The organism is Pantoea sp. GM_Pan_4, from assembly GCF_026541005.1.
In the GTDB taxonomy this organism is placed as follows: Bacteria; Pseudomonadota; Gammaproteobacteria; order Enterobacterales; family Enterobacteriaceae; genus Pantoea; species Pantoea dispersa.
This window is the reverse complement of the sequence record NZ_JALNUZ010000007.1, coordinates 102,776-129,277: the sequence shown is the minus strand read 5'-3', so window position 1 is coordinate 129,277 and position 26,502 is coordinate 102,776. Positions and strand designations below refer to the sequence as shown.

At 60.6% G+C, this 26,502-nt stretch carries 19 protein-coding genes; 15 read left to right on the top strand and 4 right to left on the bottom strand.

From position 1 onward, the window contains the following. Positions 1–356 precede the first annotated feature (356 nt). From OXR61_RS15600 to lplT, 6 genes are all read left to right on the top strand, one after another. On the top strand, positions 357–1,562 hold the full coding sequence (locus tag OXR61_RS15600; RefSeq protein WP_021506691.1) for an MdtA/MuxA family multidrug efflux RND transporter periplasmic adaptor subunit: 1,206 nt from the start codon (positions 357–359) through the stop codon (positions 1,560–1,562). Beyond that, a complete protein-coding gene (locus OXR61_RS15595) occupies positions 1,559–4,708 on the top strand; it encodes a multidrug efflux RND transporter permease subunit (RefSeq protein ID WP_021506692.1) in 3,150 nt (1,049 codons plus the stop codon). Before OXR61_RS15600 ends, OXR61_RS15595 begins: the two co-directional genes overlap by 4 nt. Then, on the top strand, positions 4,705–7,806 hold the full coding sequence (locus OXR61_RS15590) for an efflux RND transporter permease subunit (RefSeq protein ID WP_021506693.1): 3,102 nt from the start codon (positions 4,705–4,707) through the stop codon (positions 7,804–7,806). The genes OXR61_RS15595 and OXR61_RS15590 overlap by 4 nt, the downstream gene beginning before the upstream one ends. 3 nt (positions 7,807–7,809) lie before the next feature. Next, a complete protein-coding gene (locus OXR61_RS15585; protein WP_052022792.1) occupies positions 7,810–9,210 on the top strand; it encodes an efflux transporter outer membrane subunit in 1,401 nt (466 codons plus the stop codon). 90 nt (positions 9,211–9,300) lie between these two features. After that, the gene (gene aas / locus OXR61_RS15580) at positions 9,301–11,451 is read left to right on the top strand and encodes a bifunctional acyl-ACP--phospholipid O-acyltransferase/long-chain-fatty-acid--ACP ligase (RefSeq protein ID WP_021506695.1); all 2,151 of its coding nucleotides are present in this window, start codon (positions 9,301–9,303) and stop codon (positions 11,449–11,451) included. After that, complete coding sequence (gene lplT / locus OXR61_RS15575; protein WP_021506696.1) at positions 11,448–12,638, top strand: lysophospholipid transporter LplT; 1,191 nt, start codon at positions 11,448–11,450, stop codon at positions 12,636–12,638. Before aas ends, lplT begins: the two co-directional genes overlap by 4 nt. Before the next feature lie 131 nt (positions 12,639–12,769). Here lplT and OXR61_RS15570 read toward each other — a convergent pair whose 3' ends face one another. From OXR61_RS15570 to mutH, 4 genes are all read right to left on the bottom strand, one after another. After that, positions 12,770–13,810: an NADP(H)-dependent aldo-keto reductase gene (locus OXR61_RS15570; protein WP_021506697.1), complete on the bottom strand. Its 1,041-nt coding sequence runs from the start codon at positions 13,808–13,810 to the stop codon at positions 12,770–12,772. Between the two features lie 143 nt (positions 13,811–13,953). After that, complete coding sequence (locus OXR61_RS15565) at positions 13,954–14,172, bottom strand: YgdI/YgdR family lipoprotein (protein WP_021506698.1); 219 nt, start codon at positions 14,170–14,172, stop codon at positions 13,954–13,956. Between the two features lie 116 nt (positions 14,173–14,288). Beyond that, on the bottom strand, positions 14,289–14,999 hold the full coding sequence (locus OXR61_RS15560; RefSeq protein ID WP_021506699.1) for a TerC family protein: 711 nt from the start codon (positions 14,997–14,999) through the stop codon (positions 14,289–14,291). 97 nt (positions 15,000–15,096) lie between these two features. Then, complete coding sequence (gene mutH / locus OXR61_RS15555; protein WP_031279494.1) at positions 15,097–15,783, bottom strand: DNA mismatch repair endonuclease MutH; 687 nt, start codon at positions 15,781–15,783, stop codon at positions 15,097–15,099. A 684-nt stretch (positions 15,784–16,467) separates the two neighbouring features. Here mutH and rppH point away from each other — a divergent pair. The 9 genes from rppH (at position 16,468) to recC (ending at position 26,405) form a co-directional block, all read left to right on the top strand. Beyond that, the gene (rppH, locus tag OXR61_RS15550; RefSeq protein WP_031279497.1) at positions 16,468–16,998 is read left to right on the top strand and encodes an RNA pyrophosphohydrolase; all 531 of its coding nucleotides are present in this window, start codon (positions 16,468–16,470) and stop codon (positions 16,996–16,998) included. A gap of 12 nt (positions 16,999–17,010) precedes the next feature. Next, positions 17,011–19,257: a phosphoenolpyruvate--protein phosphotransferase gene (ptsP, locus tag OXR61_RS15545; protein WP_058757064.1), complete on the top strand. Its 2,247-nt coding sequence runs from the start codon at positions 17,011–17,013 to the stop codon at positions 19,255–19,257. Positions 19,258–19,369: 112 nt separating this feature from the next. Then, entirely contained in the window at positions 19,370–20,251 is an 882-nt protein-coding gene (lgt, locus tag OXR61_RS15540) for a prolipoprotein diacylglyceryl transferase (RefSeq protein WP_021506703.1), read from the top strand. Continuing rightward, entirely contained in the window at positions 20,248–21,042 is a 795-nt protein-coding gene (gene thyA, locus OXR61_RS15535; protein ID WP_021506704.1) for a thymidylate synthase, read from the top strand. Before lgt ends, thyA begins: the two co-directional genes overlap by 4 nt. A gap of 203 nt (positions 21,043–21,245) precedes the next feature. Continuing rightward, entirely contained in the window at positions 21,246–21,716 is a 471-nt protein-coding gene (locus OXR61_RS15530; RefSeq protein ID WP_021506705.1) for a prepilin-type N-terminal cleavage/methylation domain-containing protein, read from the top strand. Further along, positions 21,707–22,246: a prepilin peptidase-dependent protein gene (locus tag OXR61_RS15525; protein ID WP_031279500.1), complete on the top strand. Its 540-nt coding sequence runs from the start codon at positions 21,707–21,709 to the stop codon at positions 22,244–22,246. The genes OXR61_RS15530 and OXR61_RS15525 overlap by 10 nt, the downstream gene beginning before the upstream one ends. Beyond that, a complete protein-coding gene (locus tag OXR61_RS15520) occupies positions 22,243–22,671 on the top strand; it encodes a DUF2509 family protein (protein WP_021506707.1) in 429 nt (142 codons plus the stop codon). The genes OXR61_RS15525 and OXR61_RS15520 overlap by 4 nt, the downstream gene beginning before the upstream one ends. Position 22,672: 1 nt before the next feature. Beyond that, entirely contained in the window at positions 22,673–22,963 is a 291-nt protein-coding gene (locus OXR61_RS15515) for a prepilin-type N-terminal cleavage/methylation domain-containing protein (RefSeq protein WP_230857086.1), read from the top strand. A gap of 61 nt (positions 22,964–23,024) precedes the next feature. Then, positions 23,025–26,405, top strand: a complete 3,381-nt coding sequence (gene recC, locus OXR61_RS15510) for an exodeoxyribonuclease V subunit gamma (protein ID WP_021506708.1) — start codon at positions 23,025–23,027, stop codon at positions 26,403–26,405. The last annotated feature ends 97 nt before the right edge of the window (positions 26,406–26,502 follow it).

The window sequence follows — 26,502 nt, the reverse complement described above, 5'->3', positions numbered from 1 at the left end:
GCCGCCATTGCGCGACGATAAAGGTCCCAGAGGTATTGATTGGTGTGAAGATCGGCTGCTGCGGCAGCGATACCCTTGTGGTATTCACCCTGTTCGGTTGCACCGACCCACGCGGATGCGTGGGTTTTTTTTGCCTGTAAGTTGTCCTCCTCTCCCGTTTATAGCGCCTGCGCGCGCCATCACCGGCCGCTGCCGGGCGCGGTTTAAATCCTGCATCTCTTAACGAAACGCTTACGGTTTGCGTATAGAAAACGTTCTGGCGATCCGCCGATAATGCGCGTCGTGATGATTTTCGCTGAAATAATCCCCTGCTTACCGGGGTTTTTACCCACACTTTTGCTGATCTGAAGACGCTGATGACTATCCATGCTTCCCGTTCTGGTTTCTCCCGCTGGCTGAAATGGCTGCTTGTGTTGCTGGTGCTGCTGATCGCGGCAGGCGTGATCTGGCGTGTGGCAGGCGGCAAGCGGGGCGCAGCACCCGGCGACCTGCCGCCAGGCGGTCATCGCGGCGCGGCGCCAATGAGCGGCCCGGCAACGCTGGTGCACAGCGGCGTTGCCGCGACGGCCGACGTGCCGGTGTACCTGAATGCGCTCGGCACGGTGATCCCCAACGCCAGCGTCACCGTCACCAGCCGCGTGGCCGGGCAGTTGCAGCAGGTGTTCTTTACTGAAGGGCAGAAAGTCAGCGCCGGTCAGCTGCTGGCGCAGATCGATCCGCGCAGTTATCAGGCGACGCTGGCGCAGTATCAGGGCGATCTCAGCCAGAACCAGGCGCTGCTGCACAGTGCGCAACTGACGCTGGCACGCTACAAAAAGCTGGCAGTGCAGGACTCGCTGTCGCGCCAGGATCTGGATAGCCAGATTGCTACCGTCGGCCAGTATCAGGGCGCGGTGGCGGCGGATCAGGCGCAAATCGCCAGCGCAAAACTGGATATTGAGTATGCCCGCATCACCTCGCCGATCAGCGGCCGCGTGGGCCTGCGGCTGGTCGATCCCGGCAATATGGTGCAGACCAGCGACACCACCGGCATTGTGGTGGTGACGCAAATGCAGCCTGCCGCGGTGACGTTCAGCGTGCCGCAGAGCTACATCGCGCAGCTGACGCGCGCACTGCGCAACGGCCAGAGCCTGCCCGCGACGGCCTTCGATCAGGACAACAGCAGCGTACTGGCGCAGGGTGAGGTGAAGTACATCAGCAATCAGATCGATACCAGCACCGGCACCATCGAACTGAAAGCCAGCTTTCCTAACCAGGACGAAGCGCTGTTTGCCAACCAGTTCGTTAATCTGCGTCTGCAAACCGGCACGCTGAAAAACGCGACGGTGATCCCGGCGCAGGCGCTGCAGCTGAGCAGCGACGGGAGCTTTGTATTTATTATCAACAAAGATAATAGCGTGACGCGCAAAGCGGTCACCGCCGGACCGGCACTGGGGGAAGATCGTCAGGCGATCCTGCAGGGCGTGGCGCCAGGCGATCGTCTGGTGACCGAGGGGATCGATCGTCTGACTAACGGCAGCAAAGTCCAGCTGGCTGACGACAGCAAAAGTATCCAGCCATGAATCCGTCTCGTCTGTTTATCCTGCGCCCGGTGGCGACGATTCTGCTGATGGTCGGCGTGCTGATCGCCGGTTTGTTCGCTTATCGCTTTCTCTCCACCTCGGCGCTGCCGCAGGTGGATTATCCGACCATTCAGGTTACCACCCTTTATCCTGGCGCCAGCCCGGACGTGATGGCCTCGTCCGTGACCTCGCCGCTGGAGCGTCAGCTCGGTCAGATGGCCGGTCTTAGCCAGATGACGTCTGCCAGCTCGGGCGGATCATCGATTATCACCCTGAAGTTCAGCCTCGATCTGTCGCTTGACGTCGCCGAACAGGAAGTCCAGGCGGCAATCAACGCGGCGAATAATCTGTTACCGGACGATCTGCCCAATCCGCCGACGTATAAAAAGGTCAATCCGGCCGACAGTGCGGTGATCACGCTGGCCGCCAGTTCCGACACGCTGCCGCTGACTGAGGTGCAGGATCTGGTGAACACGCGCGTGGCGCTGAAGCTGTCGCAAATCAACGGCGTGGGGATGGTGACCCTGGCGGGCGGTAATCAGCCGGCGATTCGCGTGCAGATGGATCCAAAAGCGCTGGCGGCGCACAAGCTGTCGCTGGAAGACGTCAATACGCTGATCGCCAACAGCAACGTCAACGGTTCGAAAGGCGGCTTCGACGGCAAATATCACTCGGTGACCATCGACGCCAACGACCAGCTGCGCACCGCGGCCGAATACGGCAATCTGATTCTCACCTGGCAGAACGGTGCGGCGCTGCGGCTGAAAGATATCGCCCATATCGAACAGGGGCCGGAGAATCGCTTTCAGTCGGCGTGGGCCAATAACCGTCCGGCGATTGTCATCAGCGTGCAGCGCCAGCCTGGCGCCAACGTCATTCAGGTGGTGGATAGCATTAAAAAGCAGCTGCCCGTACTGCAGGCGGCGCTGCCGGATGGTGTGAAAATGCGTGTGCTTGCCGATCGCACGCAGACCATCCGCGCCTCAATCAGCGACGTACAGTTTGAACTGATGCTGTCGATCGCACTGGTGGTGATGGTGACCTTCCTGTTTCTGCGCAACGTGGCGGCGACGCTGATTCCCAGCGTGGCAGTACCGCTGTCGCTGATTGGCACCTTTGGCGTGATGTATCTCGCCGATTTCAGCCTCAACAACCTGTCGCTGATGGCGCTGACCATCGCCACCGGGTTTGTCATTGATGACGCGATTGTGGTGGTGGAGAACATTTCGCGCCGGCTGGAGCAGGGGGAAACGCCGATGCAGGCCGCGCTGAAAGGCTCGCAGCAGATTGGCTTCACCATTATTTCCCTGACGTTTTCCCTGATTGCGGTCCTGATTCCGCTGCTGTTTATGGGCGATGTGGTCGGACGGCTGTTCCGCGAATTCGCCATCACCCTGGCCGTCTCGATTCTGGTGTCGATGGTGGTGTCGCTGACGCTGACGCCTATGCTGTGTGCCTGGCTGTTAAGGCATATTCCGGAGTCGCAACAGTCACGCTTTGCGCGCAAAGGCGGCGAGCTGTTTGACAAACTGGTCCGCGGCTATGACCGCCTGCTCAGCGTAGTGCTCAACCATCAGAAGCTGACGCTGCTGGTGGCGCTGGCAACCTTTGCACTCACCGCGCTGCTGTATCTGGCCATCCCGAAAGGGTTCTTTCCCACGCAGGATACCGGGCTGATTCAGGGGGTGACCGTGGCGTCGCAGGATGTCTCCTTCACGGCGATGGCGCAGCGTCAGCAGGCGCTGGCAACGGTGATCCTGCAAAATCCGGCGGTCGAGAGTGTGTCCTCAACCATTGGTATCGACGGCAATAACACCAGCCTCAATAGCGGGCGCCTGCAGATCAACCTGAAAGCGTTTGACCAGCGCGACGTCAAAGCCGATGAGGTGATTGCGCAGCTACAGCAGGCGGCGCGCCGGGTCGCCGGCATTCAGCTTTATCTGCAGCCAGCACAGGACCTGACGGTCAACGATCAGGTGACGCCGAGCCAGTACCAGTTCACCCTTGATGATGCCGACAGCGAAAACCTGGTGCGCTGGACGCCGCAGCTGATAGCTGCGCTGCAGCAGCGCCCGGAGTTTAATGGCGTGGTCAGCAACCTGCAGGATCAGGGGCGCGTGGCCTATGTGGAGCTGAATCGCGATAAAGCGGCGCGCTACGGCATCACGGCAGCTGACGTCGATACCGCGCTGTACAACAGCTTTGGTCAGCGGCTGGTTTCCACCATTTTTACCCAGGCGAACCAGTATCGCGTGGTGCTGGAAGTGGCGCCGCAGTATCAGCAGTCGCCGGCGTCATTTGATGACGTTTATCTGCCGGTGAGCAGCAGCGCATCAACCAGCAGCGACAGCGACAGTGAGACCACCACCACCGGCATGGTGAAACTCACCGCCATCGCCAGCGTGCATGCGCGGACCGGGGCGCTGATGCACATGCGCCTGAATCAGTTCCCGGCGGTGATGGTGTCGTTCAATCTTAACCCCGGTTATTCGCTGGAGGAGGGGCAGCGGGCGATTGCGCAGGTCACGCAGCAGCTTAAACTGCCCGCCAGCATAACGCTGCGCTATCAGGGTGAAACCGCGGCGTTTCAGAGTGCCACCGGCAACACGCTATGGCTGATTCTGGCGGCGCTGATCACCATGTACGTGGTGCTGGGCATTCTGTATGAAAGCTTTATTCATCCGGTGACCATTCTCTCCACGCTGCCGTCGGCGGCGGTCGGGGCGCTGCTGACGCTGATGCTGGCGGGCAGCGAATTCAGCCTGATCGCGCTGATTGGCGTCATTCTGCTGATTGGCATCGTTAAAAAGAACGCCATTATGATGATCGACTTCGCGCTGGAGGCGCAGCATAAGCAGCATATGACGCCGCGCGAAGCGATCCATCAGGCCTGTCTGCTGCGCTTCCGGCCGATTCTGATGACCACCATGGCGGCGCTGCTCGGGGCGCTGCCGCTGATGCTGGCCTCCGGCTCCGGTGCTGAACTGCGTCAGCCGCTCGGGCTGGTGATTGTCGGTGGCCTGCTGGTGAGCCAGGTGCTGACGCTGTTCTCCACCCCGGTGATCTATCTGTGGTTTGATGGGCTGGCGCAGCGCGGTAAGCGCTACGTGCAGCGCCGGCAGCAGCAGGCGCGGGGCGAGCCATGAACATCACCCGGCTGTTTATCTTTCGCCCGGTTGCCACGCTGCTGCTGACGCTGGCGATCCTGCTGCTCGGGGCGCTGGGCTACCGGTTGCTGCCCGTCGCGCCGCTGCCGCAGGTGGATTTTCCTACCATCATGGTCAGCGCCAGCCTGGCCGGCGCCAGCCCGGAAACCATGGCGGCCACGGTGGCGACGCCGCTGGAGCGTTCGCTCGGCCAGATTGCCGGTGTGACGGAGATGACGTCGACCAGCTCGCAGGGCTCGACCAGCGTGATACTGCAGTTTGAACTTGACCGCGATATCAATGGTGCGGCGCGCGACGTGCAGGCGGCGATCAATGCGGCACGCAGCCTGTTACCGAGTGCCATGGAGTCGCTGCCGACCTATCGCAAAGCGAATCCCTCGGACGCGCCGATTGTGATGCTGGCGCTTACCTCAGCCACGCGCACGCCGGGTGAACTGTATGACCTCGCCGAAAGCAAAATCGAGCAGGCGATGGGCCAGGTCAGGGGCGTAGGCGAGGTGTCGCTGATGGGCAGCGCGCTGCCGGCGGTCCGCATTGATCTGCAGCCGCAACAGCTGACGCACTATGGCATTGCGCTGGATACGGTGCGCAGCGCCGTATCCAGCAGCACCACCAATCTGCCGAAAGGCATGCTGCAGGGCAGCAGCCAGTCCTGGATGGTGGACGGTAACGGCCAGCTGGACAAAGCGGCACAGTACCGCGACCTGATAGTCAGCTACCACGCGGGTAAGGCGGTGCGACTGCATGACGTCGCCACGGTGTATGACTCGGTGGAGGATCAGTATCAGGCCGGCTTTCTCAATTCACAGCCGTCGGTGATGATCGCCATCAAGCGTCAGGCCGGCGCTAACATGCTCGACACCATTGACGCCATCAAAGCGCAGCTGCCACAGCTGGAGAAAGATCTGCCTGCCGATACCCAGCTCAAAGTGGTGGTAGACCGTTCGCCAACGGTGCGCGCCTCCCTGTATGACACCGAAGAGACGCTGCTGGTGGCGATGCTGCTGGTGATTGCCGTGGTATTTGTCTTCCTGCGTAATTTGCAGGCGGTGGTGATTCCGGCGCTGGCGCTGCCGGTGTCGTTAATCGGCACCTGCGCGGTGATGTATCTGCTCGGTTACAGTCTCGATAACCTGTCGCTGATGGCGCTGATCATCGCCACGGGCTTTGTTGTTGATGACGCCATCGTGGTGCTGGAAAATATCACCCGGCACATCGAAGCCGGTCTGAGTCCGCTGCGTGCTGCCCTGCGCGGTGCCCATGAGGTGAGCTTTACGGTGCTGTCGATGACGGTGTCGCTGGTGGCGGTGTTTATCCCGATTCTGCTGATGGGCAGCATTGTTGGCCGCCTGTTCCGCGAATTTGCGGTGACGCTGACGGTCTCGCTGCTAATCTCCATGTTTGTCTCGCTCAGCCTGACCCCGATGCTGTGCGCCCGGCTGCTGCGGCCGAAGCCGCAGCTCACCCGGCGGCCGCATCCGCTCTATCAGCTGATCGAAAATGCGCTCAACGCGCTGCTGGTCGCCTACGCGCGTGGCCTGGCGTGGGTGATGGCGCACCAGAAGATCACCCTGCTAAGTTTGCTGCTCACCGTGCTGCTCAATCTGTTTCTGTTTAGCGTGGTGCAAAAGGGCTTTTTCCCCAATCAGGACACCGGCCTGCTGATGGGCGCCCTGCGCGCTGACCAGAACATCTCCTTCCAGGCGATGAAGCCAAAGATGCTGGCGTTCACCAAAATCATTGAGGCCGATCCGGCGGTAGACAGCGTGATGTCGTCAATGGGCAGCGGCATGTTTGGCTCGCGCAATAGCGCCAACTTTTTTGTCCGGCTGAAAGATTTTGACCAGCGCACTGCCAGCGCCACCGAAGTGGCTAACCGGCTGAGCCTGAAAACCCGCCATATTGCCGGGGCGCAGCTGTTCCTGATGGCCGCGCAGGATCTGCACATCGGCGGGCGCAGCGCCAACGCCACTTATCAGTACAGCCTGCAGGCTGATGATCTCGATCTGCTGCGCCGCTGGACGCCGAAAGTCCAGGCGGCGCTGGCCGCGATACCGCAACTCAACAGCGTGGATTCCGATGCGCAAACCGGCGGACAGGAGGTGGTGATCAACATCGATCGCGACCGCGCCACGCGGCTGGGCGTTAACGTGCAGATGCTGGACACGCTGCTGAACAATGCCTTTAGCCAGCGACAGATTGCCACGCTCTATCACACGCTCAATCAGTACCATGTGGTGATGGCCCTGCAGGACAGCGACACGCGCGATCCGGCCATGTTGCAACAACTGTATGTGATTAACGACAGCGGCGATCGCGTGCCGCTGGCGGCCTTTGCCCGCTTCAGCGGCGGCAACGCGCCGCTGTCGGTTGCGCATCAGGGCCAGTCAGCGACCAGCACCATCGCCTTCAACCTCAACGACGGCGTGTCGCTGGAGCAGGCGCAGACGATGATTAAGCAAGCGATGGCACAGCTGGGGTTGCCCTCCAGCATTCAGGCGGGCTTTGCCGGCACCGCCGCAGCGTTCTCTCAGCTCACCGCCACCATGCCGTGGCTGATTATTGCGGCGCTGGCGGCGGTGTATATCGTCCTGGGCGTGCTGTATGAGAGTTACATTCACCCGCTGACCATTCTCTCCACGCTGCCGTCGGCAGGCGTCGGGGCGCTGCTGCTGTTGCTGCTGACCAATACGCAGCTGACGGTGATTGCGCTGATCGGCATCATTTTGCTGATCGGTATCGTCAAGAAAAACGCCATCATGATGATCGATTTTGCCCTGCACGCCGAGCGCAGCCAGGGGCTGTCGCCGCAGCAGGCGATTACGCAGGCGTGCCTGATGCGCTTTCGGCCGATCATGATGACCACGCTGGCCGCCTTCTTCGGCGCTCTGCCGCTGGCGCTGGGTAGCGGTGACGACGCTGATTTACGCAGTCCGCTGGGGATTGCCATTGCCGGCGGTCTGGCCCTGAGCCAGCTGCTGACCCTGTTTACCACGCCAGTGGTCTATCTCTGGCTGGATCGTCTCAGCCGCGCCACCCAGCATCAGTGGCGGCGCGTGCGTCATGTGGAATTCTGATTGATGAAAATGATGAACATTGGCGCGCTGACGGCGGCGCTACTGGTTGCTGGCTGTAGCGTTGGCCCCGATTATCAGCGTCCGGCGATGGCGCTGCCGACGCACTATAAAGAGGCCAAAGGCTGGACGCAGGCCACGCCGCAGGACGCCAGTCGCAAAGGGGAGTGGTGGATGGTGTATCACGATGCCACCTTGTCCAGCCTGCTGCGCCAGGTGAGCATCTCCAACCAGAACGTCGCCAGTTATGCGGCGCAGTATCGCGAAGCCCAGGCGCTGAGCGCGCAGTCGCGCGCGGCACTGTTTCCCTCACTTGACTACGATGCCAGCAGCACGCGCAGCGGCAGCCGTGCCAGCACCAGCGGTCAGCGCAGCGTCAGCAATAGCCACAGCGCTACGCTGAATGCCAGCTGGGAGCTGGATCTGTGGGGAAAACTGCGCCGCACCCAGGAAGAGGATAAGGCCAGCGCGCAGGCCAGCCAGGCTGAACTGGCCAATGTTACGCTGAGCGCCCAGTCAGAGCTGGCGCAGGACTATTTTCAGCTGCGCATCATCGACGAAAAGATCGCGCTCTATCAGCGCAGCATTGAAGCTTATCAGCGCTATCTCAGCGTGATTGACAACAAGTACCGCGCCGGTAGCGAATCCCGCGCCACTCTGGCGCAGGCGCAGATGCAGCTGGAGAGCGCCCGCGCTTCGGCGCAGGATTATCAGTGGCAGCGCGCGCAACTGGAGCACGCGGTGGCGCTGCTGCTGGGGCGTGCGCCAGCCGACTTTACGTTGCCGGTGGCGAAGCTGGATGCCACGCTGCCGTCCATTCCGCAGAGCCTGCCTTCGGCGCTGCTGCAGCGCCGTCCGGACATCGCCTATGCCGAACGTAACGTGGCGGCCGCCAACGCGGCGGTCGGGGTGGCGATTGCCGGTTATTATCCCGACCTGACGCTCAGCGCCAGCGGTGGCGTGACCGCCTCAGCGATCCACAGTTTATTGTCGCTGCCGAATCGCGCCTGGTCGCTGGGGCCGGAGCTCAGCGGTACGCTGCTCGATTTTGGCGCGACCTCGGCGAAAGTGGCGCAGGCGCGTGCCGCCTATGATGCCAGCGTGGCGACCTATCGCCAGACGGTGCTGAGCGCGCTCGGAGAAGTGGAAGATAATCTGGTGGAACTGAATACCCTGCAGGGGGAAATCGCCGCGCAGCAGCGCGCCGCCGTGGCGGCACAGGCGTCAGCACGCGTAACGCGCAACCAGTATGACGCCGGCATGATTGATTACCTTGATGTCGCTACCACGGAAAACAGCAGCCTGAGCGAGCAGCAGAGCCTGCTGTCGCTGCAGAGCAGCCAGTGGGTGAGCAGCGTGGCGCTGATCGCCGCACTGGGCGGCGGCTGGCAGGGTGAAGCACCCTGAATTCATCACGATAAATCACTGCGCTACTTGTCGAACATCCCCGGATCCTGCAAGGTAAGAACCATTTTTTACCGCTGCTAAGGAGCTGGCATGCTATTTACCGTTCTGCGTTTCCTCTGTCGCCTGTTATGGCGCGTTGAGCTGCGTGGCGATCTGACTGCCCTGCACAAAGAAAAAGTGCTGATCACGCCAAACCATATGTCGTTTCTCGATGGCGTGCTGCTGGCGCTGTTTCTGCCCATCAAACCGGTGTTCGCCGTCTACTCTTCGATCAGCGAACAGTGGTATATGCGCCTGCTCAGGCCGGTCATCGACTTCGTGCCGCTCGACCCCACTAAACCGATGTCGATCAAACATCTGGTGCGCATGATCAACGAAGGGCGTCCGGTGGTGATCTTTCCGGAAGGGCGCATTACCGTCACCGGCTCATTGATGAAAATCTACAGCGGCGCTGGCTTCGTCGCTGCGAAATCCGCCGCCACCGTGGTGCCGATGCGCATTGAAGGCGCAGAGTACACGCCGTTTGGCCGCCTGGCCGGGGTGTTTAAACGCCGCCTGTTCCCGCGCATTACCCTGACGGTGCTGCCGGCCACGGTAATTCCCATGCCGGAAGCGAAACGCGCGCGCGACCGCCGCGTGCTGGCCGGTGAGCATTTACATCATGTGATGATGGAAGCGCGCATGGCGGTGCGCCCGCGCGAAACGCTGTTCGACGCTTTTCTCAATGCGCGCACCCGTTACGGGCTGAGTAAAGCCTGCATCGAAGACATCAACTTTAAGCCGGACAGCTACACCGGGCTGCTGAAAAAAGCGCTCGGCGTCGGACGCATTCTGGAGCGCTACAGCCAGCAGGGCGAATTCGTAGGCCTGCTGCTGCCGAATGCCACGGTGACCGCGGCGGCGATTCTGGGGGCTTCACTGCGCGGGCGCGTGCCGGCGATGCTCAACTACACCGCCGGCATCAACGGCATGCGCGCGGCGCTGACCGCCTCGCAGGTGAAAACCGTGTTTACCTCGCGCCAGTTCCTCGAGAAGGGCAACCTGTGGCACCTGCCGCAGGGGCTGACGGAGGTGCAGTGGATCTATCTGGAGGATCTGAAGGATACCGTCACGCTGCAGGACAAACTGTGGATCCTCGCGCACCTGCTGCTGCCACGCCGGGCACAGGTTGCGCAGCAGCCAGAAGACGCGGCCATGGTGCTGTTTACCTCCGGCTCGGAAGGCAATCCCAAAGGTGTGGTGCACTCGCACAAAAGCCTGCTGGCGAACGTGGAGCAGATTCGCACCGTGGCGGATTTCACCCCGCGCGACCGCTTTATGTCGGCGCTGCCGCTGTTCCACGCCTTCGGCCTCACCGTCGGGCTGTTCACGCCGCTGCTGACCGGTGCGCAGGTATTCCTCTATCCCAGCCCGCTGCACTATCGCATCGTGCCGGAGCTGGTGTATGACCGTAACTGCACCGTGCTGTTTGGCACCTCCACCTTCCTCGGCAACTATGCGCGCTTTGCCAGCCCGTACGATTTCGCCCGGCTGCGCTACGTGGTGGCCGGTGCCGAGAAGCTGCAGGAAGGCACGCGCCAGATCTACATGTATAAGTACGGCATCCGCATCCTCGAAGGTTACGGCGTGACCGAGTGTGCGCCAGTGGTGGCAATCAACGTACCGATGGCCGCCAAATCGCATACCGTCGGCCGTATTCTGCCGGGCATGGATTCACGTCTGATTGCGGTACCGGGCATTGAGCAGGGCGGACGACTACAGCTGCGCGGTCCGAATGTGATGAACGGCTACCTGCGGGTGGAAAACCCCGGCGTGCTGGAGCCACCGGTGGCGGATAACGGCGAGGGCGAACAGGAAGCCGGCTGGTACGATACCGGGGATATTGTCAGCTTTGACGAGGGCGGTTTCTGTCAGATTCAGGGGCGCGCTAAACGCTTCGCCAAAATCGCTGGTGAGATGGTGTCGCTGGAGAGCGTGGAGCAGATTGCCCTGAAAGCCTCGGCGGAGAAACAGCACGCGGCGTCGCTGCGGCCCGATGGCCAGCGCGGTGAAGCGCTGGTGCTGTTTACCACCGACAGTGAACTCAGCCGCGAGCGGCTGCAGCAGGCCGCGCGTGAGATGGGTGCGCCAGAGCTGGCCGTGCCGCGCGACATTCGCTACATGAAACAGCTGCCGATGCTGGGCAGCGGTAAACCAGACTACGTCAGCCTGAAACAGCTGGCAGAAGAGGAGCGGGCATGAGTCAGTCGGTGAATCCGGACGCTCCGTTGCTGTCGCGCAGTATGCTGGCGGTGATCGTGGCACAGTTTTTCTCTGCCTTTGGCGACAACGCGCTGCTGTTCGCCACGCTGGCGCTGCTGAAAAGTCAGTTCTATCCGGACTGGAGCCAGCCGATCCTGCAGATGCTGTTTGTGGCCACTTACATTCTGCTCGCGCCGTTTGTCGGGCAGATGGCCGACAGCTTTGCCAAAGGGCGGGTGATGATGTTTGCCAACAGCCTTAAGCTGCTCGGTGCGCTGGTGATCTGCTTCGGCTTTAATCCGTTTCTCGGCTACACGCTGGTGGGTGTCGGCGCGGCGGCGTATTCGCCGGCGAAATACGGCATCCTGACGGAGATCACCAGCGGCGCGCGGCTGGTGAAAGCCAACGGGCTGATGGAGTCGTCGACTATCGCGGCGATTCTGCTCGGCTCGGTGGCAGGCGGCGTGCTCGCCGACTGGCATCTGCTGGCAGCACTGGTGGTGTGTGCACTCACTTACGCACTGGCGGTGGTGGCGAACCTGTTCATTCCGCGTCTGCAGGCAGCGCGCCCCGGCCAGAGCTGGCACGCTGGCGCGATGCTGCGCAGCTTTATCGCCTCGGCACAGCTGCTGTGGCGTAACGGTGAAACCCGCTTCTCGCTGCTCGGCACCAGCCTGTTCTGGGGTGCCGGCGTCACGCTGCGCTTCCTGCTGGTGTTGTGGGTACCGGTGGCGCTCGGCATCACGGACAACAAAACGCCGACCACGCTAAATGCCATGGTGGCGATCGGTATCGTTATCGGCGCGGCCGCGGCGGCAAAACTGGTCACGCTGCAAACGGTGCGGCGCTGCATGCCGGCCGGCGTGCTGATTGGCGTGATGGTGGTGCTGTTCTCGCTGCAGCATAGCCTGCTGAATGCGTATCTGCTACTGATGCTGATTGGTGCGCTTGGCGGCTTCTTTGTGGTGCCGCTCAACGCGCTGTTGCAGGAGCGCGGCAAAGATACCGTGGGTTCTGGCAACGCGATTGCGGTGCAAAACCTGGGTGAGAACAGCGCGATGCTGCTGATGCTGGGGCTGTATACCGTGGCGATTAAGCTGGGTGCGCCGGCGGTCGCGACGGGCGTGGGCTTCGGCGCGCTGTTCGCCATGGCGATTGCCGTGCTGTGGTGGAAAGCGCGTCGCTGAGCGGCGCAGAAAGGGACCAGGTCGCCATGAATGGCGACCCTACCCTGGCCCGGCGCCTACGCCAAAACCACAGCAGGTACGCGAGGGTAACACAAACCCTGTAGGGTGCGCGTTAACGCGCACCAGGGAGATTACGGTGCCGGATACGTGTACTGGCGGTGAATCGCTTCCAGCGCCTCTAACACCTCGCCGCTCAGCGTCAGGTTGAAACTCTCCACGTTAACCTTCAGCTGTTCCATGGTGGTGGCACCGAGCAGGGTGCTGGCCACAAACGGCTGCTGCCGCACATAGGCCAGCGCCATCTGTGACGGATCCAGGTTGTGCTGTTTCGCCAGTGCCACGTAGGCAGCAATCGCCTGCTGTGACTGCTCGCCGCTGTAGCGGGTAAAGCGGCTGAACAGCGTATTGCGCGCGCCGGCCGGTTTCGCCCCGTTGAGGTATTTGCCGCTCAGCGTACCAAAGGCCAGGCTGGAATAGGCCAGCAGTTCCACGCCCTCATGCTGGCTAATCTCTGCCAGACCCACTTCAAAACTGCGGTTCAGCAGGCTGTACGGATTCTGAATGGTGACGATACGCGGCAGCTCGTGCTTCTCCGCCAGTTGCAGGTAGCGCATCACGCCCCAGGCCGTTTCGTTCGAAACGCCAATGTAACGGATCTTGCCCGCGCGCACCTGTTCGGTCAGCGCTTCCAGCGTCTCCAGCAGCGTAACGGTGGCGGTGTTGTCACTGTACTGATAACCGAGCTTGCCAAAGTAGTTGGTCTGGCGCTGCGGCCAGTGCAGCTGGTAGAGGTCGAGGTAATCGGTATTAAGGCGTTTCAGGCTGGCGTCCAGCGCTTCGCGGATGTTCTTGCGATCCAGCGCCTGGTTGGGGCGAATCAGCGCATCGCTGCCGCGCACCGGGCCGGCGACTTTACTCGCCAGAATGATTTTGTCGCGGCTGCCGCGCTTCTGCAGCCAGCTGCCAATGTATTTTTCGGTCAGGCCCTGGGTTTCCGGACGCGGTGGCACCGGATACATCTCGGCGGTATCAATCAGGTTAATACCCTGGCTAACGGCGTAATCAAGCTGCTGGTGGGCGTCGGCTTCGCTATTCTGCTCACCAAACGTCATCGTGCCTAACCCCAGCTGACTGACTTCCAGCGTGCTATGGGGGATACGGTGATAATGCATTGCCGGCTTCCTTTTTTCATTATGAAACGGAATGTTGTGTTCTCTGGGACTATAGCCTGTGAAGTGGCGCAGAAGGAAGGGGGGAAAGTTCGGGAAATCGCCTGCACAGGGGGAAAACGCGTACAGGCGAGGCAATTTGGCACTTAACGCTCAATGATGGTGGAAACCTCGTCACCATTAATTTGCATAACATGGCCCTGTTCGTCGGTGTACTGCACCAGACCGGTTTCTTTATCAATCGACGGCTTACCTTCGGTCATAATCATGCGGCCATCTTTGGTGGCCATAACGTAATCACTGCTGCAACCGCTTAATGCCAGCGCCGCCAGCAGCAGGCCCACTGCACTTACCAACCCTTTCATTCTCAGCTCCCTCAAGCCACTTCAACAGCAAAAGTGTAGTAATAAATGCTTTTGCCAGCTGGAGTAATCGCATCATTCCTAAAATAACAGGGCGAGATGCGCTCGCCCTTGACAGGTTACGCTTTGTTTTTCCTGCTGCGCATCAGGTTCAGACACTCTACCGCCATGGAGAAGAACATCGCAAAATAAATGTAACCTTTTGGTACATGCATACCAAAACTCTCGAGGATCAGGGTAAAGCCGACCAGAATCAGAAACGCCAGCGCCAGCATTTTGACCGACGGATGCCGCTCAACAAACTCGCCAATCGCGCGCGCGGCCACCATCATCATCAGCACCGCGATGACCACTGCCGCCATCATAATGAACAGGTGATCGGACAGACCGACGGCGGTGATCACTGAATCCAGGCTGAAGATGATGTCGAGCAGCATGATCTGCACGATGGCGCCGAAGAAAGAGTGCACATTGGTTTTATGCTCCTCTTCGCCGCCTTCGATGGTTTCATGGATCTCCATGCTCGACTTCCACAGCAGGAACAGGCCGCCGAACAGCAGAATCAGATCGCGCGCGGAAAAGGCGTGGTCCATGATGGAAAACAACGGCTGCGTCAGTCTCACCACCCAGGCGATGGAGGCCAGCAGCCCGAGGCGCATCAACATCGCCCCCATCAGACCCAGCCGGCGCGCCCGGTTTTGCTGGTGCTGCGGCAGTTTTGCGACCACCAGAGATAGGAAAATAATGTTATCGATACCCAGCACCACTTCCAGAATGGTTAATGTTCCCAGCGCCAGCCAGGCGTTGGGATCAGCAATCCAGTCAAACATGAATCCTTCATTCCTAAACGAAAAGTAAACGGGAATTATACACGGCGCAGGCGGCGCTGCCTAAAGCGATCCTGCAAGGGCGAGGTTGTACCGGGAATTACAGCAGAAAATGCCGCGCCAGCAGCGGTCCGGTAAAGCTCTTCTTGAGATAAAAACCGCGCGGCAGCGTCATGATCGGCTCGCCGTGTTCGCCGATGGCTTCGGTCAGCGCTTTGCTGTTGGCCGCTTTCGGCCGGATTTGCAGCCACGCACCGTGGCGGGCGCTGATGCGCTCCACCTGGCCGAGCACGATCATGTCCATCAGCTCTTCCCAGTCCTCACGTAACTGCTGCTCTTCCTGCGCATTCGGCTGCCACAGCAGCGGCGAACCCACGCGGCGCTCGGCCAGTGGAATGGCGCGATCGCCCTCCACCGGGATCCACAGTACCCGCGCCAGCTTGTGGCGCACGTGGCTGGTTTGCCAGGTAACGCCGCTGTTGCCGGTGAGCGGTGCCACGCAGACAAAGGTGGTTTCCAGCGGCTTACCCAGCGCGTCGACCGGAATGGTTTTGAGTTCAATACCCAGATGCGCAAAATCCTGCTCGGCTTTACTGCCGGCACTGGCGCCAAGCAGCAGCTCCAGCAGCATGCCAACCCAGCCTTTGTCACGGCGTAAATCGGCAGGCATCGGCAGGCCAAGCTGCGCGGCCAGCGCGGCAAAGCTCTGACCAGCCAGCTGTTGGGCACGCTGGAGCAGTTCGGCTTCGTTACGGGGCGCAGCAGGCAAGGCGGCAGGGCAATTCATGATAAAACTCGCATTGGTCAAAATATGGTCAGCAAAGGTCAGCACGTGTTGTCCACACCGTGCCGGACAATGTAAACGTGATAATAGCATGATTCAGCATGCTTTTTTAGCGCGATTGACCTGGCGCTCACCAGGGTAAGAGGCGGTTATCCCGGTTTGTTATCGACAATGAACAGGATCTTAAACCCAGTTATCCACAGAAAAGTGGGATAACCCCACGTTTTGCCCACCCCTGTTTCCATTTACAGCCTTGACTTTGCCGAATTGCGCGCTTTTTTTCCATTCTCTGCCCAGGTTTAGGACATTCTCTGTGGATAAAATCAACGGTGATGGATCTTTGAGCAGCGGTAACCGCGTGGGGAAGAATAACCGGCTTTCACGCTGTTTATCTGAACGGGTTAACAGGCTATCGCTATGATAAATGGGGATTTTAGTGCTATTCTCCCCGCCGTCCATGAGAATTTTCCGAAGCGGTTATTCAACTCATTCCCGTGTTCTGCACAAAGCTATCCACAGAAAAGGTGAATAAGATCGCCGTTAAATGCCCCTGTCTGTTTATAACATGGCTATTATCTGTGAGTTATCCCATTGTTATCCGGTCAGCGGCGCGGATATCCAGTGGTTTACCGCCTGTAAGGAGTATGAAACAATCAGGCTATTCAAATTTAGCTTTGAGGTAGTCCAGTGATCGATGATGATGGCTACCGCCCGAATGTTGGTATCGTAATCTGTAACAGGCAAGGACAAGTGTTATGGGCCAGGCGCTTTGGACAGCACTCCTGGCAGTTTCCTCAGGGAGGCATCAATCCGGGTGAAACCGCTGAACAGGCGATGTATCGCGAACTGTTCGAAGAAGTGGGTTTACACCGCAAAGATGTTCGAATACTTGCTTCAACCCGTAACTGGTTACGTTACAAGTTGCCAAAACGTTTGGTGCGTTGGGACACAAAGCCGGTGTGTATCGGCCAGAAACAAAAGTGGTTTCTTCTGCAGTTGATGTGTAGTGACGCGGATATCAATGTGCAACACAGCAGCACGCCGGAGTTCGATGGCTGGCGCTGGGTCAGCTTCTGGTATCCGGTACGTCAGGTTGTCTCTTTCAAGCGCGATGTGTATCGCCGCGTCATGAAGGAATTCGCTGGCGTGGTGATGTCTATGCAGGAGAGTGCGGGGCAGCGCAATAACAACGCCGCCCATCGACGTAAAAGAGGATAGGCCACGCCCTTTATGCTCACTCAGTTGCGCGAAATTGTAGAAAAAGTGGCGAGTGCACCGCGTCTGAATGAAGCACTCGACATTCTGGTCAACGAAATATGCCTGGCGATGGAGACCGAGGTCTGCTCGGTTTACCTCGCCGATCACGATCGGCGTTGCTACTACCTGATGGCGACGCGCGGCCTGAAAAAGCCGCGCGGCCGCACGGTTACGCTGGCGTTCGACGAAGGTATCGTCGGGCTGGTGGGCCGCCTGGCTGAACCGATCAACCTCGCCGATGCGCAAAGTCATCCCAGCTTCAAATACATTCCCTCCGTCAAAGAAGAGCGCTACCGCTCGTTTCTGGGTGTGCCAATCATCAGCCGGCGTCAGCTGCTCGGCGTGCTGGTGGTGCAACAGCGAGAGCATCGTCAGTTCGACGAAAGCGAAGAGTCATTTCTGGTTACGCTGGCCACGCAGATGGCCGCGCTGCTGTCGCAGTCGCAGCTTGGCCAGCTGTTCGGTCAGTTCCGCCAGACGCGCGTCAAAGCGATTGCCGCCGCGCCGGGCGTCGCCGTTGCACCTGGCTGGGTTGATGAAACGCAGCCGCTGCTCGACCAGGTATCCGCCGCCTCTACGCTCGATCCACAGCGTGAACGCGAGCGCCTGATTGTCGCCATGGGCGAGGCGGGTAACGAGTTTCGCCGCTTCAGCAAGCGTTTCGCGGCCAGCGTGCAGAAAGAGAGCGCGGCGATCTTCGATCTCTACTCGCACCTGCTCACCGATGCGCGACTGAAAAAAGATCTGTTTGCCGAGATCGAGCGCGGATCGGTAGCCGAGTGGGCGGTCAAAACGGTGATCGAGAAGTTTGCCGCACAGTTTGCCAGCCTGCAGGATCACTATTTACGCGAGCGCGCCGGAGATTTGCGCGTGCTCGGCCAGCGCCTGCTGTTCCACCTTGACGACACGCTGGTGGGTACCAATGCCTGGCCGGAACGCTTTGTGCTGGTGGCCGATGAACTCACCGCCACCACGCTGGCGGAGCTGCCGCAGGAGCGGCTGGCGGGCGTAGTGGTGCGCGATGGCGCAGCCAACTCGCACGCGGCGATCCTCACGCGCGCCATGGGTATTCCGACCGTGATGGGCGCGGATATCCTGCCGTCGCAGCTCAACAAGCGGCTGCTGATCGTGGACGGCTATCGCGGCGAAGTGCTGATCGATCCGGAGCCGGTGCTGGTGCAGGAGTATCAGCGGCTGATCAGCGAAGAGAACGCGCTGAGCAAAATGGCCGAAGATGTGGTGGAACAGCCCGGCGAGCTGAAAAGCGGCGAGCGCGTGCAGGTGATGCTCAACGCCGGTCTCAGCCCGGAACACGAACAGGCGCTCGACAACTGGGTTGACGGCATTGGCCTGTATCGCACCGAAATTCCGTTCATGCTGCAAAGCGGCTTCCCGTCGGAAGAGGAGCAGGTGGCGCAATATCAGGGCATGCTGCAACTGTTTTACGACAAACCGGTGACGCTGCGTACGCTGGATGTCGGCGCTGACAAACAGCTGCCTTACATGCCGATCAGTGAAGAGAACCCCTGTCTCGGCTGGCGTGGCATTCGTCTGACGCTCGACCAGCCGGAGATCTTCCTGGTGCAGGTGCGCGCCATGCTGCGCGCCAACGTTGCCTCGGGCAACCTGAGCATTCTGCTGCCGATGATCAGTCATATTGACGAGATCGAAGAGGCGCGGCGTCTGATCGATCGCGCCGGTCGCGAGGTGGAAGAGATGCTCGGTTATGCCATTCCAAAACCGCGTATTGGCGTGATGATTGAAGTGCCGTCGATGCTGTTCCTGATCCCGCATCTGGCGCAACGCGTGGACTTTATCTCCGTCGGCACCAACGATCTCACCCAGTATCTGCTGGCGGTCGATCGCAACAATACCCGCGTCGCCAACCTTTACGATTCGCTGCATCCGGCGATGCTGCGGGCGTTGCAAACCATCGCCAGTGAAGCCCGCCAGGCCAAACTGGAGCTGTGCCTGTGTGGTGAAATGGCGGGCGATCCGATGTGCGTCGCGCTGCTGGTGGGTCTGGGCTATCACCATCTCAGCATGAACGGCAAGAACATTCCGCGCGTCAAATACCTGCTGCGCCACCTCGATTATGAAGAGGCGCAGAAACTGAGCCAGCAGGGCGTGATGGCGCACACCGCAACGGAAGTGCGCCATCTGGTGTCGGCCTTCATGGAGCGGCGCGGCCTGGGCGGACTGATTCGCGGCGGACGTTAACTGTTTACATTTCTGCGGAAATTGTGAAAAGCGGCTGTGCTATGATGCGCAGCCTTTTATTGTATGGCCCTTTAGCCACGCCCATTTGCGGGCAGAAAAAACATGGTGAAAGATGACTAACGGCTACATTTCATTTCCCCAATTCGATCCGGTGATCTTCTCCATCGGACCGGTTTCGCTGCACTGGTACGGCCTGATGTATCTGGTAGGCTTTGTGTTTGCTATGTGGCTGGCGGTGCGCCGCGCCAACAAACCCGGCAGCGGCTGGAAGAAAGAAGAAGTTGAAAACCTGCTGTACGCGGGCTTCCTCGGCGTGTTTCTCGGCGGCCGCATCGGCTACGTGCTGTTCTATAACCTGCCGCTGTTCCTCGACAACCCACTCTATCTGTTCAAAGTGTGGGATGGGGGCATGTCATTCCACGGTGGTCTGATTGGGGTGATCGTGGTGATGCTGATCTTCGCCCGCCGTACCAAACGCACCTTCTTCCAGGTCTCTGATTTCATTGCGCCGCTGATCCCGTTTGGCCTCGGTGCTGGCCGTCTCGGCAACTTCATCAACGGCGAACTGTGGGGCCGCGTGGCGCCTGACTTTAAATTCGCCATGCTGTTCCCGGGTTCGCGCAGCGAAGACCTCGCGCTGGCGGCCAATAACCCGCAGTATCAGGAACTGCTGAACACGTACGGCGTGCTGCCGCGCCATCCGTCACAGCTGTATGAGCTGTGTCTGGAAGGCATCGTGCTGTTTATCATTCTCAACCTGTTTATTCGCAAGCCGCGCCCGATGGGCAGTGTCTCCGGCCTGTTCCTGATTGGCTACGGCGCATTCCGCATTATCGTGGAATTTTTCCGCCAGCCGGATGCCCAGCTTGGCCTGTTCGAAGGCGGTATCAGTATGGGTCAGATTCTGTCGATCCCGATGATTCTGGCCGGAGTGATTATGATGGTCTGGGCGTATCGTCGTCGCCCGCAGCAACAAACGCGTGAGGTAAAATGAAACAGTATCTGGATTTGATGCAACATGTGCTGAATGAAGGCGCAGAAAAGGCCGACCGCACCGGTACCGGCACGCTCTCCATCTTTGGCCACCAGATGCGTTTCAATTTGCAGGACGGTTTTCCGCTGGTCACCACCAAGAAGGTGCATCTACGCTCGATCATTCATGAGCTGCTGTGGTTCCTCAAAGGCGACACCAACATCGGCTACCTGAAAGAGAACAAGGTCACCATCTGGGACGAATGGGCGGATGAAAACGGCGATCTGGGACCGGTTTACGGCAAGCAGTGGCGCAGCTGGGGCAAGGCTTCCGGCGAAGAGATCGATCAAATCAGCAAGGTGATTGAGCAGCTGAAACGCGATCCGGATTCGCGCCGCATTATCGTTTCGGCATGGAACGTCGGTGAGCTGGATCAGATGGCGCTGGCGCCGTGCCACGCGTTTTTCCAGTTCTACGTGGCGAATGGCAAGCTGTCGTGCCAGCTGTACCAGCGTTCGTGCGATATCTTCCTTGGCCTACCGTTCAATATCGCCAGCTATGCGCTGCTGGTGCATATGGTGGCACAGCAGTGCGATCTTGAGGTGGGTGATTTCGTCTGGACCGGCGGCGATACGCACCTGTACAGCAACCATCTCGAACAGGCGCGACTGCAGCTGACGCGTGAACCGCGACCGCTGCCGAAACTGGTGATTAAGCGTAAGCCCGCGTCGATTTTTGATTACCAGTTCGATGATTTTGAGATCGAAGGCTACGATCCGCATCCGGCGATCAAAGCGCCGGTCGCCGTGTAATCTGCTGCTCTTTAGCATCAGGCCCTGCCATCGCGCAGGGCTTTTTTTTGCCTGGCCTCCGTCCGCTTCTGCGGGGATTTTCTGAATCCGACGCGCAAAAAAAAGGGTGTTGTCTGCACCGGGCATAACTTTCCTGCGGCACGCTTTCCATCTTCTCTGTTTGCCGCTGTTGCTTTTCGTCCGGCAGGCGCAGAGTGCCGGTTATGAACAGAACCCAAAACGCCGGCTTTACGCTGCCGGAACTGCTGCTGGTTATGGTGATTGCCGGCATCCTCAGCATCGCCGCCTTACAGGGCTGGCAGCGCTGGCAACAGTATCAGCAACTGCGTGACAGCGTACTGCAACTGCAGAGCTTTTTGCTGCGGCTGCGTGCGCACGCCAGCTGGCACAACCGCGACCTCAGCCTGTGGCTGCAACCAGGCGAAAACGGCTGCCTCGGCACCGGGCCGCAGCCCGCAGAAGGATGTCAGCTGCCGTCGCGCTGGCTGTTCCGGCCGCCTTATCGCGAAGTGCGCATCACCGCACTGTTCGGCGAGCCGGGCTTTTACGGCCGACGCGATGTGGCCCGGCCCGGCAGTATCGAACTGGAGAGCGCAGCTGGCCGCTGGCGCGTCATCCTCTCCGCCCGGGCGCGCATCCGGGTCTGCCAGCCGGGAGAGAAGGGATGCGAATAGCGCAGGGAGGCTTCAGTCTGCTGGAGATGCTGATCGCCATGGCGATTGGCGCGGTGCTGATGGTCAGCGTCGGCCGCTTTCTGCCGCTGCTGCTGGAACAGAACCTGCGCCTGCAGCAGCGGGTCCAGCTGCAACAGGAGCTGCAGCAGGTTGCCGGCTCGCTGGCCAAAGCGCTGCGCCGTGCCGGTTACTGTCACGGTCAGTGCAGCGGTGCGGCGCTCACGCTGGTGAGCGGCGGCAGCTGTGTACTGCTGCGCTGGGACGAAAACAGTAACGGACGCTGGGAAGGTGTTGGTCACAGTGAAAGCGATTATTACGGCTATCGTCTGCGCAACGGACAGCTTGAGATGCAGCGCGGCGTGGAAGAGTGCAACAGCAACGGCTGGGAGCGCATCACCGATCCGGCATTCCTCACGCTCAGCACCTTCCGGGTTGAGCGCCAGGGCTCGCGGCTGCTGTTGCAGCTGGCCGCCACGGCGGGCCGCCAGCAGGCAGAGCTGGCGATAATAGCGGAGGGGCTGAATCTGTGAAGCAGCGTGGCAACAGCACGCTTGGCATGGTGGTGATGTTACTGCTGATGGGCGGGCTCACGCTGCACGCCGCGCGCACGCAACTGGCGCAGGGCATGGCGTTGGTCGCCGACGAGCAGCAGCATCAGCAGGATTTCTGGCAGGCGCAGGCAGCGTTAACGTGGGGCCGGCAGCAAAACTGGCCGCAGGCCGCGGGCTGGCAGTGTCAGACCGCTCAGGCCGACGCGTGGCAAAGCTGTCTGCTGCGGCAGGAGGAGAATCATGGCTTATTATCGGCGCGCGGCACCGGACGCGCGCTCGTGCTCTATCAGTGGGTATCGCTGCGCAACGGTCAGCTGCAACCACAGCCGCATGGCTGGATCGACTACTGCCCGCTGGCAAAGGCGGAGCAGTGTCAGCTGCCAGAGACGACAGCAGGGTTTTAGCCTGGCGGAAACGCTGGTCGCGATGCTGCTGCTGGCGATGACCATTAGCACGCTGCTGCAGTATCATCGCGCACTGGCGCTGGGATTTAGCCAGCAGTGGCAGCAGCGCCAGGCGTGGCAGGTGGCCGGGCAGGCGCTGCTCGGGCGTGATACTGCCGGCTGGCACATTGTGCACCAGCCGCAGAGTCTACCTGGCGGCTGCGTGCTGGATCGCGTTACCGTCACCGGACCCCACCAGCGCACGGCGTCGCTGGCGCGGCTCAATTGCCGCGAAGGTGATGCCGGCGGGTAGGCAGGCCAGACGATTAAGGGTAGAGTGACCGGGCTGCGCTTTCCCTTCTTTAAGGAGTTTTATGTTCCGGGTTTACCACTCCAATCGGTTAGATTTATTGAAAGACTTAGCGGTAGAGCTGATAAAACTCCAGCCGCTGGCCGATCCGCTCGCGGCTGAGCAGGTGCTGGTACAGAGCCCGGGCATGGCGCAGTGGCTGCAGATGGAGCTGGCTAACCGCTTCAACATTGCCGCCAACATTGATTTTCCGCTGCCCGCCAGCTTTATCTGGAGCATGTTCGTTAAAGTGCTGCCGGATATCCCGGAAGAGAGCGCTTTCACCAAAGCCAGCATGAGCTGGAAGCTGATGCACCGGCTGCCGGTGCTGCTGGAGCAGGAGGCGTTTCAGCCGCTGCGCAGCTATCTGCATGACGACGACGATCAGCGCAAACTCTACCAGCTCAGCGCGCGCGTGGCGGATCTGTTCGACCAGTATCTGGTCTACCGGTCCGACTGGCTGAACCGCTGGGAGCGCGGCGAACAGGTGGACGGGCTGAGCGACGCTCAGCAGTGGCAGGCGGCGCTGTGGCGCGATCTGGTCGAATTCACGCGCAGCCTCGGTCAGCCGATGTGGCACCGTGCCAACCTCTATGCACGGTTTATCCAGGCGCTGGAGCAGGCGTCAACGCCGCCGCCGGGGCTGCCGCAGCGCGTCTTCATCTGCGGTATCTCTGCGCTGCCGCCGGTTTATCTGCAGGCGCTGGAAGCGCTGGGCCGCCACATTGATATTCACCTGCTGTTTACCAATCCCTGTCGTCACTACTGGGGCGACATTCAGGATTACGCCTTCCTCGCGAAGCTGCAGAGCCGCCAGCGGCTGCGGCTGCATTCGCAGGAGACGCAGCCGCTGTTCCGCGACCCGGATGCCGCGCCAGCGCTGTTTAACGAACTGGGCGAGCAGCAGCTGACCAATCCACTGCTGGCCTCGTGGGGCAAGCTGGGCCGCGACAACCTGTTTCTGCTGAGCCAGATGGAGTCAGCTGCCAACGACATCGATGCGTTTGTGGAGATGTCACCGGATAATCTGCTGCACTGCCTGCAGGCCGATCTGCTCAATCTTGACGATCGCGCGGTGATTGGGCTTAGCGCTGGCGAGCTGGCAGACAGCATGGACAAGCGCCGGCTCGATCCACACGATCGTTCCATCACGCTGCAGGTGTGTCACAGCGCCCAGCGTGAAGTGGAAGTGCTGCAGGATCACCTGCTGGCGCTGATGGAAGCCGACCCGGAGCTGAAGCCGCGCGATATCATCGTCATGGTGGCAGACATCGACAGCTACGCGCCTTTTATTCAGGCGGCTTTTGCCAGTGCGCCGCCTGAGCGCTATCTGCCGTTCGCCATTTCTGACCGGCGCGCCAGTCAGGCGCATCCGGCCATCCTCGCGCTGCTCAGCCTGCTGGCTCTGCCGGACAGTCGCTTTGCCTCAGAAGAGGTGCTGGCGCTGCTGGAGGTGCCGGCGCTGGCACAGCGTTTCTCCGTCGAGGAGAGCGGCCTGCGCCTGCTGCGCCGCTGGGTGATGGAATCCGGCATCCGCTGGGGACTGGATGACGCCAGCGTGGAAGCGCTGGCGCTGCCGGTCACCGGCCAGCACACCTGGCGCTTCGGCCTGCAGCGTATGCTGCTGGGCTACGCGCTGGAAAGCCGCAACGGTGACTGGCAGGGCATTCTGCCGTATGACGAATCCAGCGGCCTGATCGCCGAGCTGGCGGGTCATCTGGCCGAGCTACTGGCGCGGCTCGACAGCTGGCGCACGCGCCTTGCGCAGACGCGCACCCTGGCCGAGTGGCTGCCGCTGTGCCGCGAGCTGATCGACAGCTTCTTCAGCGGCGATGCTGACAGCGAGGCGGCGCTGCTGCTGGTCGAAACGCAGTGGCAGGAGATCATTGAACAGGGGATGCAGGCCGCCTACCAACAGCCCATTCCGGTCACGCTGCTGCGCGATGAGCTGCGTGCGCGCCTCGATCAGCAGCGCATCAGCCAGCGCTTCCTGGCCGGGCCGATCAACTTCTGTACGCTGATGCCGATGCGCTCGATCCCGTTTAAAGTGGTGTGCCTGCTGGGCATGAACGACGGCGTGTATCCGCGCACCCTGGCGCCGCTCGGTTTTGACCTGATGCAGCAGCAGACGCGGAAAGGCGATCGCAGCCGGCGTGATGATGACCGCTATCTGTTCCTTGAAGCGCTGATCTCGGCGCAGCAGCAGCTGTACATCAGCTACATTGGCCGGGCGATTCAGGACAACACCGAGCGCTATCCCTCGGTGCTGGTGACTGAACTGGTGGATTATCTGGCGCAAAGCTTCTGTCTGCCGGGCGATGAAGCCTGTGAGCCGGACGTCAGTGAGCAGCGGGTGCGGGCACATTTGCAACGCCTGCACAGCCGCATGCCGTTTGCAGCGGAAAATTTTCAGCCGGGAAGCCACGTGCAGAGCTTCGCCGCAGAGTGGTTGCCGGCGGCGACCGGCAGCGGCGTGGCGCAGCCCGGATTTGTTCAGCCGCTGCCGGTTCAGCCGCTGACCACGCTGTCGCTGGAGCAGCTGCTGCGCTTCTGGCGTCATCCGGTGCGGGCGTGGTTCCAGCAGCGCCTCGGCGTGGCTTTCTGGATGGAAGAGAGCGAGCTGCCGGACAGCGAACCGTTCGCACCGGACAGCCTGGAGCGCTATCAGATCAACGCTGAACTACTCAATACGCTGGTCAACGGTGACGATCCGGCCCAGCTGTATGCGCACCACCGCGCCGCCGGTAATCTGCCTTACGGCGCGTTCGGGGAACTTTTCTGGCAAAGCCAGACCGAAGAGATGCAGGAGGTGGCGGCGGAAGTGAGCGCGCAGCGGCTGCCGGCGGAGAGCTGGGAAGTCAACCTGACGCTGGGCGCAACGCAGTTGACCGGCTGGCTGACTCAGGTGCAAGCTGATGGGCTGCTACGCTGGCGTCCGGGCGTGCTCAACATCAACGATGGCCTGCTGCTGTGGCTGGAACATCTGGTGTATTGTGCGCTGGGCGGCAACGGCACCAGCCGCATGTACGGGCGCAAACAGAGCCGCTGGCGCTTCGCGGCGGTGGCTCCCGCCCAGGCGCAGGCGCAGCTGGCTGAATATGTGGCCGCCTGTGAGGCGGGTCTGGCGCAGCCGCTGCTGCTGCTGAATAAATCCGGCGGCGCCTGGCTGGACGCCAGCTTTGACAGCAAATCCGGCCAGCTTCAGGAAGATGACGCCACGCAGAAAAAGGCGCTCAACAAGCTGTTGCAGGCGTGGCAGGGCGGCTACCAGGTTGAAGGCGAGGGCAGCGATCCCTATCTGCAGCGCCTGTGCCGCACGCTGGACGAGCCGACGCAGCAGCAGATCATCGCTGCGGCGCGTCAGTGGTATTTACCGGTGCGCCTCGCGCATCAGGATGATGTATAGCAACGGAAGTGCGGCCTGTACCTTGGCAGCCACCGTCTTATAAGAAAGTGTTTGAGTATCCCGACCGGCGCAACGCCGGCGGATAAGGGTAACGTTA

Coding starts and splice junctions, on each gene's coding strand:
- OXR61_RS15600 (WP_021506691.1), top strand. CDS start 357: ATGACTATCCATGCTTCCCGTTCTGGTTTCTCCCGCTGGCTGAAATGG.
- OXR61_RS15595 (WP_021506692.1), top strand. CDS start 1,559: ATGAATCCGTCTCGTCTGTTTATCCTGCGCCCGGTGGCGACGATTCTG.
- OXR61_RS15590 (WP_021506693.1), top strand. CDS start 4,705: ATGAACATCACCCGGCTGTTTATCTTTCGCCCGGTTGCCACGCTGCTG.
- OXR61_RS15585 (WP_052022792.1), top strand. CDS start 7,810: ATGAAAATGATGAACATTGGCGCGCTGACGGCGGCGCTACTGGTTGCT.
- aas (WP_021506695.1), top strand. CDS start 9,301: ATGCTATTTACCGTTCTGCGTTTCCTCTGTCGCCTGTTATGGCGCGTT.
- lplT (WP_021506696.1), top strand. CDS start 11,448: ATGAGTCAGTCGGTGAATCCGGACGCTCCGTTGCTGTCGCGCAGTATG.
- OXR61_RS15570 (WP_021506697.1), bottom strand. CDS start 13,810: ATGCATTATCACCGTATCCCCCATAGCACGCTGGAAGTCAGTCAGCTG.
- OXR61_RS15565 (WP_021506698.1), bottom strand. CDS start 14,172: ATGAAAGGGTTGGTAAGTGCAGTGGGCCTGCTGCTGGCGGCGCTGGCA.
- OXR61_RS15560 (WP_021506699.1), bottom strand. CDS start 14,999: ATGTTTGACTGGATTGCTGATCCCAACGCCTGGCTGGCGCTGGGAACA.
- mutH (WP_031279494.1), bottom strand. CDS start 15,783: ATGAATTGCCCTGCCGCCTTGCCTGCTGCGCCCCGTAACGAAGCCGAA.
- ptsP (WP_058757064.1), top strand. CDS start 17,011: ATGCTCACTCAGTTGCGCGAAATTGTAGAAAAAGTGGCGAGTGCACCG.
- lgt (WP_021506703.1), top strand. CDS start 19,370: ATGACTAACGGCTACATTTCATTTCCCCAATTCGATCCGGTGATCTTC.
- thyA (WP_021506704.1), top strand. CDS start 20,248: ATGAAACAGTATCTGGATTTGATGCAACATGTGCTGAATGAAGGCGCA.
- OXR61_RS15530 (WP_021506705.1), top strand. CDS start 21,246: ATGAACAGAACCCAAAACGCCGGCTTTACGCTGCCGGAACTGCTGCTG.
- OXR61_RS15525 (WP_031279500.1), top strand. CDS start 21,707: ATGCGAATAGCGCAGGGAGGCTTCAGTCTGCTGGAGATGCTGATCGCC.
- recC (WP_021506708.1), top strand. CDS start 23,025: ATGTTCCGGGTTTACCACTCCAATCGGTTAGATTTATTGAAAGACTTA.